The sequence below is a fragment of the Pseudomonas sp. BF-R-26 genome (genome assembly GCF_019947395.1).
GTDB lineage: Bacteria > Pseudomonadota > Gammaproteobacteria > Pseudomonadales > Pseudomonadaceae > Aquipseudomonas > Aquipseudomonas farris.
This window is the reverse complement of the sequence record NZ_JAGYGK010000002.1, coordinates 179241-193814: the sequence shown is the minus strand read 5'-3', so window position 1 is coordinate 193814 and position 14574 is coordinate 179241. Positions and strand designations below refer to the sequence as shown.

Sequence of the window (14574 nt, the reverse complement as noted above, 5' to 3'; positions counted from 1 at the left end):
GTTTCAATAAAGGGGTGAGGATGTTCGAGGAAGAAAACGCGCAGTGGGGGCTGGTGCATGCCCTCGTGCTGGACGGTAAAGGCGGTGCGCGTTCGATAGCCCGGACTGAACTCGATGACTTGCAGTTGCAGGCCCATGAAAGCCTGTGGTTGCACTGGGATCGTAGTCACCCGCAAACCCAGACCTGGCTGCGTAAATACAGCGGTCTGAGTGAATTTAGTTGCGACTTGTTGCTGGAAGAGAACACCCGGCCGCGCCTTTTGCCGCTGCCGGACTCTGAGCTGTTGCTGTTTCTGCGCGGGATCAACCTCAATCCAGGTGCCGAGCCGGAAGACATGGTCTCGGTGCGGATCTTCGGTTCGGCCCAGCGGGTGATCTCCCTGCGTCTGCGGCCGTTGCGCGCCACCGATGAGTTGCTGGTGCAACTGGCCGAAGGAAAAGGGCCGAGAACCGCCTCCGAACTGATCCTTTATATGGCGCAATACCTCACTAACAAAGTGCAGGATCTGATCAGCTGCCTCTCGGAAATCGTCGATGAGGAAGAAGAAAAGCTGGATACCGACGAACGGTATACACCGGAGCATGGGGCTGTTTTGCAGATCCGTCGCAGGGCGGCCGCACTGAAACGTTTTCTGGCACCGCAGCGGGATATTTTCGGTCAGCTGACGCGGATAAAACTGCCATGGTTCGTCGAAGACGATGGCGATTACTGGAACGAATTGAACAACAGCCTGACCCGTTATCTCGAGGAGCTGGAATTGACCCGGGAGCGCGTGGGGCTGGTCCTGGAGGCCGAAGACCGGCGTCTGAGCGTGCGTATGAATCGCACGATGTACCGCTTCGGGATCATCACCGGAATCTTTTTGCCGATGAGTTTTCTGACCGGACTTTTGGGTATCAATGTCGGCGGTATTCCGTTCTCCACCAGCCCTTATGGCTTCCTGATCGCCTGCTTGCTGGCAGGCTCGGTAGCGCTGGGGCAGTGGTGGCTATTCCGACGTTTGCGCTGGTTCTGATGATGAGTCATGTGACCCGACCAAATTTGACCGCGTCTTTCACAGATATCACGAGAGGTGCATATGCACGATCCGTTTGAACAGTCTTTGCGTGACATGCTCAAAGCTTCGCCGTCCAGTCGTGACGACGATGCTTGCCTGGGTCGCGTGCTGAAAACCGCCAACCGCCAGGTCGGCGCCGGCGATCTGTTCAGCCTGCTGGGCCGCTGGTTGCCCGCGCTGATGATCGCCCTGAATAACGGATCGGCCCATATCTCGCCGGTTTCCCGTCTTCGTAAACCTACCGCTCGCACTGCTGATAAGGCTGATTGAATATGGAACTTGATCTCTGGACTCAGAGCCTCGTCACTGCAATGACTGCGTTATGGACCAAGGTTGCAAACTTCATTCCGAACCTGTTTGGCGCACTGGTTGTGCTGCTGCTGGGTTTTGTCGTGGCCAAACTGCTGGACACGCTGCTCTCCAAATTGCTTGCCAAACTGGGCCTCGATCGCTTGATGGGCGGCACCGGACTGACCAAGTTGCTGTCCCGCGCCGGCCTTCAGGTGCCTATCTCAACATTGATCGGCAAGATCGTTTATTGGTTCGTTCTGCTGATTTTTCTGGTTTCTGCCGCAGAATCACTTGGACTTGAGCGAGTTTCGGCTACGCTGGACATGTTGGCGCTGTATTTGCCGAAAGTATTTGGCGCTGCGCTGGTGCTGCTGGTGGGTGTCTTGCTGGCGCAACTGGCCAATGGGCTGGTGCGTGGCGCGGCAGAAGGTGTAGGGCTTGATTACGCGGCGGGCCTGGGGCGAATTGCCCAAGGCCTGGTGATCATCATCAGTATTTCGGTTGCGATCAGCCAGTTGGAGGTCAAGACTGACCTGCTAAACCATGTGATCGTGATCGTCCTGATTACCGTTGGTCTGGCGGTTGCGCTGGCCATGGGGTTGGGAAGCCGGGAAATTGCCGGGCAGATTCTTGCGGGAATCTATGTGCGTGAGTTGTATCAGGTTGGGCAACAAGTGCGAGTTGGCGAGGTCGAAGGTCAGATCGAAGAGATCGGCACGGTTAAAACCACCGTGCTCACCGACGAGGGTGAGCTAGTCTCTCTCTCGAATCGGATTCTCTTGGAGCAGCATGTGAGTAGCCGCTAACCCGGCAAATCCTGCTAATGTATGCCGCCGCAAAAATGCCCTGAGGGGCTGCGGCGGACATTGACCTGACTGTCGGCCAGACTTGTTTTGAATAAAGCTCAATCGCTCTCCACGCGCTACGACCCCCGCGAGCTCTCTGATGAGGAGTTGGTCGCGCGCTCGCATAACGAGCTGTTTCACGTAACGCGCGCTTATGAAGAACTGATGCGGCGTTACCAGCGAACATTATTTAACGTTTGTGCACGGTATCTTGGGAACGATCGTGATGCAGACGATGTCTGTCAGGAAGTGATGTTGAAGGTGCTGTACGGCCTGAAGAACTTCGAGGGGAAATCGAAGTTCAAGACGTGGCTATATAGCATCACGTACAACGAATGCATCACGCAGTATCGGAAGGAACGGCGAAAGCGTCGCTTGATGGACGCTTTGAGTCTGGACCCCCTCGAGGAAGCGTCTGAAGAAAAGACGCCGAAACCCGAGGAGAAGGGCGGACTTGATCGCTGGCTGGTGTATGTGAACCCGATCGACCGTGAGATTCTGGTGCTACGATTTGTCGCAGAGCTGGAATTTCAGGAGATCGCAGACATAATGCACATGGGTTTGAGTGCGACAAAAATGCGTTACAAACGCGCTCTAGACAAATTGCGTGAGAAATTTGCAGGCATTGCTGAAACTTAGTTCGGCGCAAATATCTCTTACGTGTAGGCAAGTTCTGATAGACTTGCCGCCGAGTTGTCCCCCGGTTTGCGGGACTGCTTCACAATCACCAGATGGGGATTTAACGGATGAAACTGAAAAACACCTTGGGCTTGGCCATTGGTTCTCTTATTGCTGCCACTTCGTTCGGCGCTCTGGCACAAGGCCAAGGCGCAGTTGAAATCGAAGGCTTCGCTAAGAAAGAAATGTTCGATAGCGCTCGTGACTTCAAGAACAACGGCAACCTGTTCGGCGGTTCGATCGGTTACTTCCTGACCGACGACGTTGAACTGCGTCTGGCCTACGACGAAGTACACAACGCACGTGCTGAAGATGGCCGTAACATCAAGGGCTCCAACACCGCTCTGGATGCTCTGTACCACTTCAACAACCCGGGCGACATGCTGCGTCCGTACGTATCGGCTGGCTTCTCCGACCAGAGCATCGGTCAGAACGGTTCCGGTGGTCGTAACGGTTCCACCTTCGCCAACGTTGGCGGCGGTGCCAAGCTGTACTTCACCGACAACTTCTACGCCCGTGCTGGCGTTGAAGCTCAGTACAACATCGACCAGGGCGACACCGAGTGGGCTCCTAGCGTCGGTATCGGTGTGAACTTCGGTGGCGGCTCCAAGCCTGCTGCTGCTCCAGTTCCAGCACCAGCTGAAGTCTGCGCCGACAGCGACAACGATGGCGTTTGCGACAACGTTGACAAGTGCCCGGACACCCCAGCCAACGTAACTGTTGACGCTGATGGCTGCCCAGCAGTTGCTGAAGTTGTTCGTGTTGAGCTGGACGTGAAGTTCGACTTCGACAAGTCGGTAGTCAAGCCTAACAGCTACGGCGACATCAAGAACCTGGCTGACTTCATGAAGCAGTACCCATCCACCACTACTACTGTTGAAGGTCACACTGACTCCGTCGGTCCTGACGCTTACAACCAGAAACTGTCCGAGCGTCGTGCAAACGCCGTTAAGCAAGTTCTGACCAACCAGTACGGTGTTGAATCTTCCCGCGTTCAGTCTGTTGGCTACGGCGAATCCCGCCCAGTTGCTGACAACAAAACTGACGCTGGTCGCGCTGTAAACCGTCGCGTAGAAGCGCAGGTTGAAGCTAGCGCTAAGTAATTAGCTCGTAGCTCTGGAAAAGCCCGGCTTAGGCCGGGCTTTTCTTTGTCTGGGATTTGGTGATGAGGGGGTGGCAGGTAGATTCAGGCTGATTTATCGGCCGCCATCGCGGGCAAGCCACGCTCCCACAGAGATGACGTTGCACAGGCTGCCACGGCTCCAATCACCAAAATGGCTGGGCTTTTCAATTCAAAGGCGCAGGCATCGAGTTCCATGGCTGCCAAGTCGCTCCGACATTCCCGTTGGTGCGGCAGGGAAGCATTTTCGATCATCGCCACAGGCGTATCGGCAGCCATTCCGCCGGCCAGCAGTTGCTCGCGGATTTCACTGAGCTTCGCCACGCCCATGTAGATCACCAGTGTGGTGCCTCCTTGAGCCAGGGCCTGCCAGTTCAGGCTGCTGTCATCCTGAGTGTGCGCCGTGACCAGTGTCACACCACGCGCGACACCTCTCAGCGTCAGCGGAATATCGCATTGGGTCGCACCGGCAAGACCCGCAGTGATGCCATTGACCAGCTCAACCTCGACGCCACGCTCACGTAGCCACTGCGCTTCTTCACCGCCGCGCCCGAAGATGCACGGATCGCCACCCTTGAGTCGCACCACGCATTTGCCGTGGCGTGTATAGCGCAACATCAGGCGATGAATGAAAGCTTGAGGCGTGGAGCGACAGCCGCCGCGCTTACCCACAGGAATAATTCGCGCATTCGGGCAATGCTCCAGCACCGCGTCATTGACCAGATCGTCGATCAACACCACGTCCGCTTCGCGCAACGCTCGAACCGCCTTGAGGGTCAGCAATTCAGGGTCGCCAGGACCCGCACCCACCAGCCAGACTTTTGCGCTCATAGTGTTTTCCTCACGAGATGACGGCGACTGGCTGCGCATTGGCGGCCAGCAAACGCTTGATTTCCGGGACGCAGGAGCCGCATTGCGTGCCACAACCCAATTCTTGTTTCAAACCCTGCAAATCCAGACCACGGCTGATGCCGGCACAGACCGCGTTCTGGCTGACGTTCATGCAGTTGCACAGGGTTTTGGTGCCCGATGCCGGACCGCCAGCGCTGCCCGGTGGCGCACTCAAAGGCGCCAGCAGCCAACGGCGTAGCTGTTCGTCGGCGCGACCTTCGAGCCACAGGCTTTGCAGCCAGTGCTGAGCGAGGGTTTCACCGGCCAGGCGAATCGCGGTGATCCGACCGTTCTCGATCCGTACCCGCTTGCCGATCGAGCGTCGAGGATCGTCGTAGGCCAATACTGGGCCGTCGTTGAGCCCCAGGCATTGATCGATATCACGCAACAGCTGCGGCTCTGGCGCGATGGCGCTGGCGGCGCGTATCAGCAGTGCAGGGCGCTCACGGCCGGCAAGGCTGAGGCTTGCGTAGGAAAACGCCTCGCAGAGCGGTCGTAGCGTCTCCAAGTGCTGTTGAACATCGCCCTCTATCAGGGCGAAAAGCTGCCAAGGCAATTGCACAGGCTCGAGTCGTACGCCGCTGTGTTTGAGTTCCGGTTGTTTCGACAATGGGTCGAAGGCGGGAAGGGTGAGGGTATTCACACCGCCCTTGAGAAAGCGGTCGCCCCAGTGCATCGGCAGAAACGCCTGGCCCGGACGTACGCTGTCATCGCTGCTGACGGGCACGATCACCGAGCCCCGGCGACTTTTCAGATTGATCAGATCGCCCGGTTGCAGGCGATGCCGACGCAGTTCATCCGGGTGCAGGCTCAACACGGCTTCGCTGACATGGCCGAACAACTGCGCGGCGGTACCGGTGCGGCTCATGCCGTGCCATTGATCGCGCAGTCGGCCGGTGATCAGGGTCAGCGGGAAGCGCGCATCGCGTTGCTCCTTGGCGGCGCGATACGGGTCGGTGACGAACTGTGCACGCCCGCTGGCAGTAGGGAAAACTCCGTCGAGATACAGTCGCGCCGTGCCTTCACGGGCACCGGCGGGGAAGGGCCATTGCTGCGGACCGAGCTGGTCGATCAATTCATGGCTGATCCCGGACAGGTCGAGGTCGCGGCCGCGCGTCAGATGTTTGTATTCGTCGAAGACCTGCGCCGGGGTTTCAAAGGCAAACAGGCTGGTTGCTTCAGGGCGCAGATGTTTTTCCAGGCGCTGTGCGAAATCCACGGTGATCGCCCAGTCGGGCCGTGCTTCACCGGGTGCGCCAATGGCCTGACGGACGTGGGAAATGCGCCGTTCGGAGTTGGTGACCGTGCCGTCCTTTTCACCCCAACTGGCGGCGGGCAACAGCAGGTCGGCGAACGCGGCGGTTTCGGTGGTGCGAAAGGCTTCCTGCAACACCACGAACGGGCAGGCTTGCAGTGCCGCGCGCACAGCGGTCTGATCCGGCAGCGATTGTGCAGGGTTGGTGCAGGCGATCCACAGGGCTTTGATCTTGCCGCTGCGCATCTGTTCGAACAGTTCGATGGCCGTCAGCCCGGTGTTCGCGGGCAGTTGATCAACGCCCCAGTAGTCGGCCACTTGTGCGCGGTGTTCGGCATTGGCCGCTTCGCGATGGCCTGGCAGCAGGTTCGACAAACTGCCGGTTTCCCGGCCGCCCATGGCATTCGGCTGACCAGTCAGCGAGAAAGGTCCTGCACCGGGCCGGCCGATTTGCCCGGTGGCCAAGTGCAGATTGATCAGCGCGCTGTTTTTTGCGCTGCCGGCGGTGGACTGATTCAGCCCCATGCACCACAGCGACAGAAAGCTCGGTGAAGTGCCGACCCATTCCGCGCATTGATGCAGTTGCTCGACGCTGATGCCACAGAGTTGCGAAACCATTGTCGGGGTGTAATCACGCACCAGGTTTTTCAACTCGGCGAGGCCTTCGGTGTGGGCCTTGATGAAATCGCGGTCGACCCAGTCTTCCCACAGCAACAGGTGCAAAATCCCATGGAACAAGGCGACATCGGTGCCGGGCAGAATCGCCAAATGCATGTCGGCCAAATCGCAGGTGTCGGTGCGCCGTGGGTCGATGACGATGACTTTCATCTGTGGGCGGCGGGATTTGGCTTCTTCCAGGCGACGAAAGAGGATCGGATGGGCGTAGGCCATGTTGCTGCCGACGATCATCACGCAGTCGCTCAATTCCAGGTCTTCGTAGTTGCAAGGCGGAGCATCGGCGCCGAGGCTGCGTTTGTAGCCAACCACCGCAGAAGACATGCACAGCCGCGAATTGCTGTCGATGTTGTTGGTGCCCACCAGCGCTCGCGCCAGTTTGTTGAAAGTGTAGTAATCCTCGGTCAGCAACTGCCCGGAGATGTAGAACGCGACACTGTCCGGGCCGTGCTCGGCGATGGTCTCGGCGAAGACGCTGGCGGCGTGATCGAGAGCCGTGTCCCAGTCGGTGCGGCTGCGGGCCAGGCCTTTGCCCAGGCGCAATTCCGGGTACAACGCCCGTGCTGCCAAGTCGCCGGTCAGGTGCAGGGTCGAACCTTTACTGCACAATTTGCCGAAGTTGGCCGGGTGCGCAGGATCGCCGCTGACGCCGAGGATGCGCTCGCCGTCGTGTTCGATCAGCACGCCGCAGCCGACCCCGCAGTAGCAGCAGGTCGAGGCGGTGATTTGACGGTCCATCAGCTTGCTTCCCGTAGGGCCAGCAGCACGCGGCCGTTCTCGACCCGTGCCGAATGATGGTGGGCACAGCCGATATCCGGGGCCTGGGCCTCGCCGGTTTCCAGGTCGATCTGCCAGTTGTGCAGCGGGCAGGCCACTCGTTTGCCGTAGATCAAACCCTGGGAGAGCGGCCCGCCCTTGTGCGGGCAGCGGTCGTCGAGGGCGAAAACCTCATCGTCGCTCGTACGAAAAATCGCGATGTCGCCTTTCGGGCCCGCGATGATCCGCGAGCCAAGGGTGTTGATCTCTTCCAGTGCGCAGATATCCAGCCAGTTCATACCGACACCTCCAGGTTCTTCACGGGAATGACCTCGAATTCTTTTTTCAGCAGCGGCTGTTCGAGGCGTTCCTTCCAGGGGTCCTGTTCGAACGACAGGGAAAATTGCAGGCGATCGTTCAATGCCTTGCGCCGCTCCGGGTCTTCCAGCACGGCTTTCTTGATGTGTTCCATGCCGACCCGTTGCAGGTAATGCACGGTGCGCTCGAGGTAGAAGGCTTCTTCGCGATACAGCTGCAGGAACGCGCCGTTGTATTCGCGCACTTCTTCGGCGGTTTTCAGTTTGACGAAGAACTCCGCGACTTCGGTTTTGATCCCGCCATTGCCACCGATGTACATCTCCCAGCCGGAGTCCACGCCGATAATTCCGACGTCCTTGATTCCCGCTTCCGAGCAGTTGCGTGGGCAACCGGAGACGGCCAGTTTCACTTTGTGCGGCGACCACATGTTGAACAGGTCGTGCTCAAGCTCGATGCCCAGTTGCGTGGAGTTCTGGGTGCCGAAGCGGCAGAACTCGCTGCCGACGCAGGTTTTTACGGTGCGGATGGATTTGCCGTAGGCGTGGCCGGAGGGCATGTCCAGGTCTTTCCAGACGCCTGGCAGGTCCTGCTTTTTGATCCCCAGCAAGTCGATGCGCTGGCCGCCGGTGACCTTGACCATTGGCACGTTGTACTTATCGGCCACGTCGGCAATGCGCCGCAGCTCTGAAGGATTGGTCACACCGCCCCACATCCGCGGGACTACAGAGTAAGTGCCGTCTTTCTGAATGTTGGCGTGGGCGCGTTCGTTGATCAGGCGCGATTGTGGATCGTCCTTGGCTTCGCCCGGCCAGGTGGAAATCAGGTAGTAGTTGAGGGCCGGACGACACGTGGCGCAACCGTTCGGGGTGCGCCAGTTCAGGTAGCTCATGGTGCCGGCGATGGTCAGCAGGTGCTGGTCGCGGATGGCTTGGCGGATTTGCCCGTGATTGAGGTCGCTGCAACCGCAGATGGCTTTTTCGCTTTTCGGTTTGACGTCCGCCGCACCGCCCACGGTGTTGATCAGGATCTGTTCGACAAGACCGGCGCAGGAACCGCAGGAACTGGCGGCTTTGGTGTGTTTTTTCACGTCATCGACGCTGAACAGACCGTGCTCCTGGATGGCCTTGACGATGGTGCCCTTGCACACGCCATTGCAGCCGCAGACTTCGGCGGTGTCGGCCATGCTCATGGCTTTGTCCTGGCCTTGGTGTCCTACGTCGCCCAAGGCGTTTTCGCCGAACATCAGGTGATCGCGGATCTCGCCGATGCCATGGTTCTCACGGATCTGCCGGAAATACCAACCGCCATCGGCTGTATCGCCGTACAGACAGGCCCCGACCAGCACGTCATCCTTGATCACCAGTTTTTTGTAGACCCCGCCGATCGGGTCGGAGAGGGTGATGGTCTCGGTGCCTTCGCCGCCCATGAAGTCGCCGGCAGAAAACAGGTCGATGCCGGTGACTTTCAATTTGGTCGAAGTCACCGAACCCTTGTAGGTGGCGAAACCCAGTTGGGCGAGGTGGTTGGCGCATACCTTGGCCTGTTCGAAGAGCGGCGCGACCAGGCCGTAGGCGATGCCACGGTGGCTGGCGCATTCGCCGATGGCATAGACCCGAGGGTCGTAGGTTTGCATCGTGTCGTTGACCAGAATCCCGCGATTGCACGGGATGCCGGATTTTTCCGCGAGTTCTGTATTGGGGCGAATACCGGCGGCCATCACCACCAGATCGGCGGGGATGATGTCGCCGTTCTTGAACTGCACCGAGCCGACCCGACCATTGCCGGCAGCGTGCAGGGCCTGGGTCTGTTCGCACAGGCGGAAATGCAGGCCTCGGGCTTCCAGGGCGGTTTGCAGGAGTTGGCCACTGGTTTTGTCCAGTTGCCGTTCCAGCAGCCATTCGCCGATGTGCACCACGGTGACGTGCATGCCGCGCAGCATCAGGCCATTGGCGGCTTCAAGACCCAGCAGGCCGCCGCCGATGACCACTGCGTGCTTGTGGGTCTTGGCGGTGTCGATCATCGCTTGGGTGTCGGCAATGTCGCGGTAGCCGATCACGCCCTGCAAGGTATTGCCGGGGATCGGCAGGATGAACGGGGTCGAACCGGTGGCAATCAGCAGGCGGTCGTATTCGGCCTCGGTGCCGTCCTCGGCGATGACCCGGCGTTTGACCCGGTCGATCTCCACCACTTTGCGGTTGAGCAGCAGCTTGATGTTGTTTTCCAGGTACCAGTCCAGATCGTTGAGCACGATCTCTTCGAACGTCTGTTCGCCAGCCAGTACAGGCGACAGCAGGATGCGGTTGTAGTTGGTATGGGGTTCGGCGCCGAAGACCGTGATGTCGTACAGCTCATTACTCAGCTTGAGCAGTTCTTCCAGGGTACGAACCCCGGCCATGCCGTTGCCGATCATCACTAGTTTTAGTTTTTTCATCAGGTTCTCCGGGGAGCTCGGGCCTGCCTCATCAGGGCATTCAGGCCTTGCTCGACAAAATTTTGCGCAAACAAAAAAAGGCGTCCCGCTAGTTAACTAGCGAGGACGCCTTTGTCCTTGTCCCGTTCTCTCGGGCAGCGCAGCCTTCCACGTTGAAGGTTGGGCTTTATGTATGTTGGGAAAGGTAATGCAGCGGTTGTGCCAAGTCGCACAAATGCCGAATTTATGGGCTTTCAGCGTGGGAGGAGGGTGTTTGCGTGCACCGGTTCAATGCGCTATGCCCGTTTTTGAAGCAGAAAAGTCAAAAGATCGCAGCCTGCGGTCATTCCTGCAGGAGATCGTGGGCACCCGTAGGGTTGCCGCAGGCTGCGATCTTTTGATCTTTTGGGTTCAGTGCAAAACTCAACCGTGAAACAGCAAAAACAGCAGCACCAGATTTACCAGCAACGACACCAGCGCCAACGTCCGCCAGACCTTCAGCGGTTCTCGCTCCAGCAACGGTCTGGGGCGCACGCTCAAGCTGCGTCGTTCTCCCTGTTCCAGCAGTAGCAACCATTCTTCCGCCGTTTCAAAACGCTGATCTGGAGCCGCCGCCACCGCGCGCTCCAGACTTTGCGCAATCCATTCCGGCAGGTCGGGCCGGTAGCGACTGGCGCTGACAGGCACACCAAACCGAGGGCGCTGGAACGCTTCGATTTCGCCGTAGGGATAATGCCCGGTCAGCAGGTAATACAAGGTTACGCCGACCGCATACAAATCCTGTTGCGGTGTAGGAGCGTCACCTCGAAAGGCTTCCGGTGCGATATAGCTGGGCGTTCCGGGCAGGGCGCAGGTTTGATCTTCAGACAGCCCGGGGCAGTAGGCGAGGCCGAAATCCAGCAGGCGCAACTCGCCGTCGTCCCCCAGCAGCAGGTTCTCCGGTTTGATATCGCGATGCAGAATCTGCCGCCGATGCAAGATGCCGATGGCCCGCAGCAGGCGTTCGGCCAGGTCCAGCCATTGAGCCAGTGGCAGCGTTGCGACACGCTCATGCAGCTCAGCCAAGGTAGATCCGGAATATTCCCGCATCACGTAGTACAAATGCTGACGCTGACTGGCGGCATGGACTTCAGGAAAATGCCGCCCAGCCACACGCTTGAGAAACCATTCCTCCGACAACAACGCCTGCCCGGCCTGGTGATCGTCGCGGAGCGCACTGGGCAAGGTTTTCAGCAGCCAGGGCTGTTGTTGTGCGTCGCGCACCCGGTACAGCAGCGATTGCTGGCTCTGGCCGAGGATCCCTTCGACCTGCCAGCCTTCGAAGGTCTGGCCCTGCTTCAGCGCCGGCGGGAGTGGCCATTGCTGCAGATGAATCAGTGCATCGCCAATGCTGGTTTCACCGAGGGCATCGACCCGCACCAGCAGGGCGCTGGCATTGTCCTGACTGCCGGCCAGGTGCGCAGCGCTGACCAGGGTCTGCGCGGCACTGTTCAGGTCAGGCTGATCCCGCAAAATGCCTGCAATGGCGGTGTCGCCCAGCACGGCCCAGATGCCGTCGCTGAGCAGCACGAAACTCTCGTTCAGGCGCAGTTCGCCATCGAGAAAGTCCAGCACCAGGTGTTGATCCAGCCCCAAGGCCCGTTTGAGCACATGTTGCATGCCCGGTTGGTCCCAGACGTGATCCTCACTCACCCGTTGCAGCGTGTCGGCGTGCCAGCGATAAACCCGGCAATCGCCGACATGCGCCAGGGTGAAACGCCGGCCGCGCATCACCAAAGCACTGACCGTGGTCAGCAGCGGTTGCCCGCCGCCGTTAGCCTGCAACCAGCGATTTTGCGCCAGTAGCAGACGGTCCAATGCCTGGGCGACGCCCCAGGTTTCCGGGGTGGCGTAGTAGTCCAGCGCCAAGGCCTGCAAGGTTGAACGGGCTGCGAGCCCGCCATCGGCACATTGGCTGACGCCGTCGGCGATGGCGAACAGGTAACCCTTGCTCGCCGCCAGCGCCGGGGCCGGAGTGACCAGGCGCAGAGCGTCCTGGTTCTCCTCGCGGGGGCCGATGGCGCTGTGTTCGGCGAAGCTCAGTTGCAGGCTCATTCAGTCCTCACACCCGTGCAGCGGTGACGGCTGCCGAACCCCAAGTGGTTCTCCAGCGACGTTTCACACCGTGCAGACCGAACCAGGCAAGTACGCCAAGGCTGGCGAACAACCACAACGCCAGTTGATAGCTGCCAGTGCTTTGTTTGATTGCGCCCATGCCGGCTGCCAATGCGAAGCCACCGATGCCGCCGGCCATACCGATCAGCCCGGTCATCACACCGATCTCCCGACGGAAACGCTGCGGGACCAACTGGAATACCGCACCGTTGCCTGCACCCAAACCGAGCATGGTGCAGACGAAAAGCGCCAATGCAGCGTAGGAACTTGGCAGATTGAAACCCACTGTCGCAATGCAGATCGCCGCCACGGTGTACATCGCCAGCAGGGTGCGAATCCCGCCGAAGCGATCCGCCAGCGCGCCGCCCAAAGGACGCATCAGGCTGCCACCGAACACACACGCAGCAGTGTAGTAGCCGGCGGTCACCGGGCTCAGGCCGTATTGGTCGTTGAAGTAGCCGGGCAGGGCACTGGCCAGACCGATGAAGCCACCGAAGGTCACGCTGTAGAAAAACATGAACCACCAGCTGTCGCGATCACCCAGGGCCTTGAAATAGTCAGACACGGACTTGGGTTTCGGGCGCTCAGGCGCATTCTTTGCCAGCCAGTAGAAGACGATCAGGGTCAGGATCAGCGGGATCAGGGCGAAGCCGAACACGTTGCTCCAGCCAAATGCAGCGGCCAGTACCGGGGCGATCAAGGCTGCGAGGACGGTGCCCGAGTTACCGGCACCGGCGATGCCCATGGCTTTGCCTTGGTGCTGGGGCGGATACCATTGCGAGGCCAACGGCAGGGCGACGGCGAAGGATGCACCGGCCATGCCGAGGAACAGGCCCAGCAACAGCGCCTGCTCGTAACTGTGGATGCCGACTTTCCAGGCGACGAACAGGGCGCAGATGACGATCACCTGGCCGATCAGTCCGGCGGTTTTTGGCGACAGGCGATCAGCCAGCAGGCCCATCGCAAAGCGCAACACGGCCCCGGCCAGAATCGGCGTGGCCACCATCAGCCCGCGCTGTTGGGTGGTCAGGTGCAAATCGGCGGCGATCTGCACCGCCATTGGGCCGAGCAGGTACCAGACCATGAAGCTCAGGTCGAAATAGAGGAAGGCTGCGAACAGGGTCGGGGTATGGCCGGATTTCCAGAAGCTTGAATTCATCGCGCACCTCAGCTGTCAGGCGTATCAAGAAGGAGTCATGAGCTTGCAGGTGGGGCGCCACAAAGGCCGCACCACCAGCCCCGGTCTCTGGGGCCAAAACGGAAAAACGCCGCTACCCGATCCGCCAAGGGGGCGAATGAGGTGAGCGACGTCTTTGTCGTAGGTGGGGCAACCGCCGTTGGTTACCTTGCAGTGATTTACTTAGCGAGATTTGTGCCAACAATCTGCTTTTGTGGCGAGGGGGCTTGTCGGAACGCCGCATCGCCCCGTTCGGCGGCGAAGCCGTCGCAAGACCTTTGTGCGAGGTCTATATGACGGAGTTTAAGGGGCCGCTTCGCTGCCCAACGGGGGCAAGCCCCCTCGCCACAATGATCGGATCAGCCCAACAACTCACTCATGGCAATGATCTGCTCCGCCACCTGTATCAGCTTCTGCTGGCGGCTCATGGCCTGGCGGCGCATCAGGGTGTAGGCCTCTTCTTCGTTGCAGTCCTTCATCTTCATCAGCAGCCCCTTGGCCAACTCGATGCGCTTGCGCTCGGCCAGTTGCTGGTCGCGGGCGTGCAGTTGCGCGCGCAGGGCCTGGTCGCTTTCAAAGCGCGCCATGGCCACGTCGAGAATCGGCTGCAAGCGTTGTGCGTGAATGCCTTCGACGATGTAGGCACTGACGCCGGACTTGATCGCGCGGCGCATCACGTCGGGATCGTGCTCGTCGGTGAACATCACAATCGGCCGTGGTTGGTCACGGGTCACCAGCACCACTTGCTCCATCACATCGCGGCTCGGTGACTCGGTATCGATCAGGATCACGTCCGGGCGCACCGTTTCGACGCGCGCGGGCAGGTCAATGGTCAGGCCGGACTCGTCGATGACCTCGAACCCGGCTTCGGTCAGGGCCGCCTTCAGACGCCCTACTTTTTTCGCAGTGTCATTGATCAGCAGGATACGCAACATATTCGTAGGCT

Annotated in this window: 12 protein-coding genes; 5 read left to right on the top strand and 7 right to left on the bottom strand. The window is 59.6% G+C overall.

The features are described from left to right. Window positions 1-20: 20 nt before the first annotated feature. The 5 genes from KGB18_RS03025 to KGB18_RS03005 all read left to right on the top strand — a co-directional run bounded on the left by KGB18_RS03025 (window position 21) and on the right by KGB18_RS03005 (window position 3975). Window positions 21-1016 carry a zinc transporter ZntB gene (locus tag KGB18_RS03025; RefSeq protein WP_123720831.1) on the top strand — a complete coding sequence of 332 codons (996 nt, stop codon included), beginning with the start codon at window positions 21-23 and terminating at the stop codon, window positions 1014-1016. Window positions 1017-1079: 63 nt separating this feature from the next. Continuing rightward, the gene (locus tag KGB18_RS03020; protein ID WP_007902080.1) at window positions 1080-1328 is read left to right on the top strand and encodes a hypothetical protein; all 249 of its coding nucleotides are present in this window, start codon (window positions 1080-1082) and stop codon (window positions 1326-1328) included. Window positions 1329-1330: 2 nt separating this feature from the next. Further along, window positions 1331-2155 (top strand): mechanosensitive ion channel family protein, encoded by an 825-nt coding sequence (locus KGB18_RS03015; RefSeq protein WP_007902078.1) that lies wholly within the window; start codon window positions 1331-1333, stop codon window positions 2153-2155. Window positions 2156-2242: 87 nt separating this feature from the next. Then, window positions 2243-2833, top strand: coding sequence for an RNA polymerase sigma factor SigX (gene sigX, locus KGB18_RS03010; protein WP_123720832.1), 591 nt, complete (start codon window positions 2243-2245; stop codon window positions 2831-2833). 107 nt (window positions 2834-2940) lie between these two features. Then, window positions 2941-3975, top strand: coding sequence for an OmpA family protein (locus KGB18_RS03005; RefSeq protein WP_008074091.1), 1035 nt, complete (start codon window positions 2941-2943; stop codon window positions 3973-3975). An 83-nt stretch (window positions 3976-4058) separates the two neighbouring features. Here KGB18_RS03005 and cobA read toward each other — a convergent pair whose 3' ends face one another. The 7 genes from cobA to KGB18_RS02970 form a co-directional block, all read right to left on the bottom strand. After that, window positions 4059-4823, bottom strand: a complete 765-nt coding sequence (gene cobA / locus KGB18_RS03000) for a uroporphyrinogen-III C-methyltransferase (protein ID WP_223569359.1) — start codon at window positions 4821-4823, stop codon at window positions 4059-4061. A gap of 10 nt (window positions 4824-4833) precedes the next feature. Beyond that, the gene (locus tag KGB18_RS02995; protein WP_223569358.1) at window positions 4834-7551 is read right to left on the bottom strand and encodes a nitrate reductase; all 2718 of its coding nucleotides are present in this window, start codon (window positions 7549-7551) and stop codon (window positions 4834-4836) included. After that, entirely contained in the window at window positions 7551-7868 is a 318-nt protein-coding gene (gene nirD, locus KGB18_RS02990) for a nitrite reductase small subunit NirD (protein ID WP_007902067.1), read from the bottom strand. Before nirD ends, KGB18_RS02995 begins: the two co-directional genes overlap by 1 nt. Then, window positions 7865-10318, bottom strand: a complete 2454-nt coding sequence (gene nirB, locus KGB18_RS02985; protein WP_223569357.1) for a nitrite reductase large subunit NirB — start codon at window positions 10316-10318, stop codon at window positions 7865-7867. The genes nirD and nirB overlap by 4 nt, the downstream gene beginning before the upstream one ends. Window positions 10319-10720: 402 nt before the next feature. Further along, window positions 10721-12391, bottom strand: a complete 1671-nt coding sequence (locus KGB18_RS02980) for a bifunctional protein-serine/threonine kinase/phosphatase (protein WP_223569356.1) — start codon at window positions 12389-12391, stop codon at window positions 10721-10723. A gap of 7 nt (window positions 12392-12398) precedes the next feature. Next, a complete protein-coding gene (locus KGB18_RS02975) occupies window positions 12399-13610 on the bottom strand; it encodes a nitrate/nitrite transporter (protein WP_123720836.1) in 1212 nt (403 codons plus the stop codon). A gap of 377 nt (window positions 13611-13987) precedes the next feature. Then, window positions 13988-14563 carry an ANTAR domain-containing response regulator gene (locus KGB18_RS02970; protein WP_008006986.1) on the bottom strand — a complete coding sequence of 192 codons (576 nt, stop codon included), beginning with the start codon at window positions 14561-14563 and terminating at the stop codon, window positions 13988-13990. Window positions 14564-14574 lie beyond the last annotated feature (11 nt).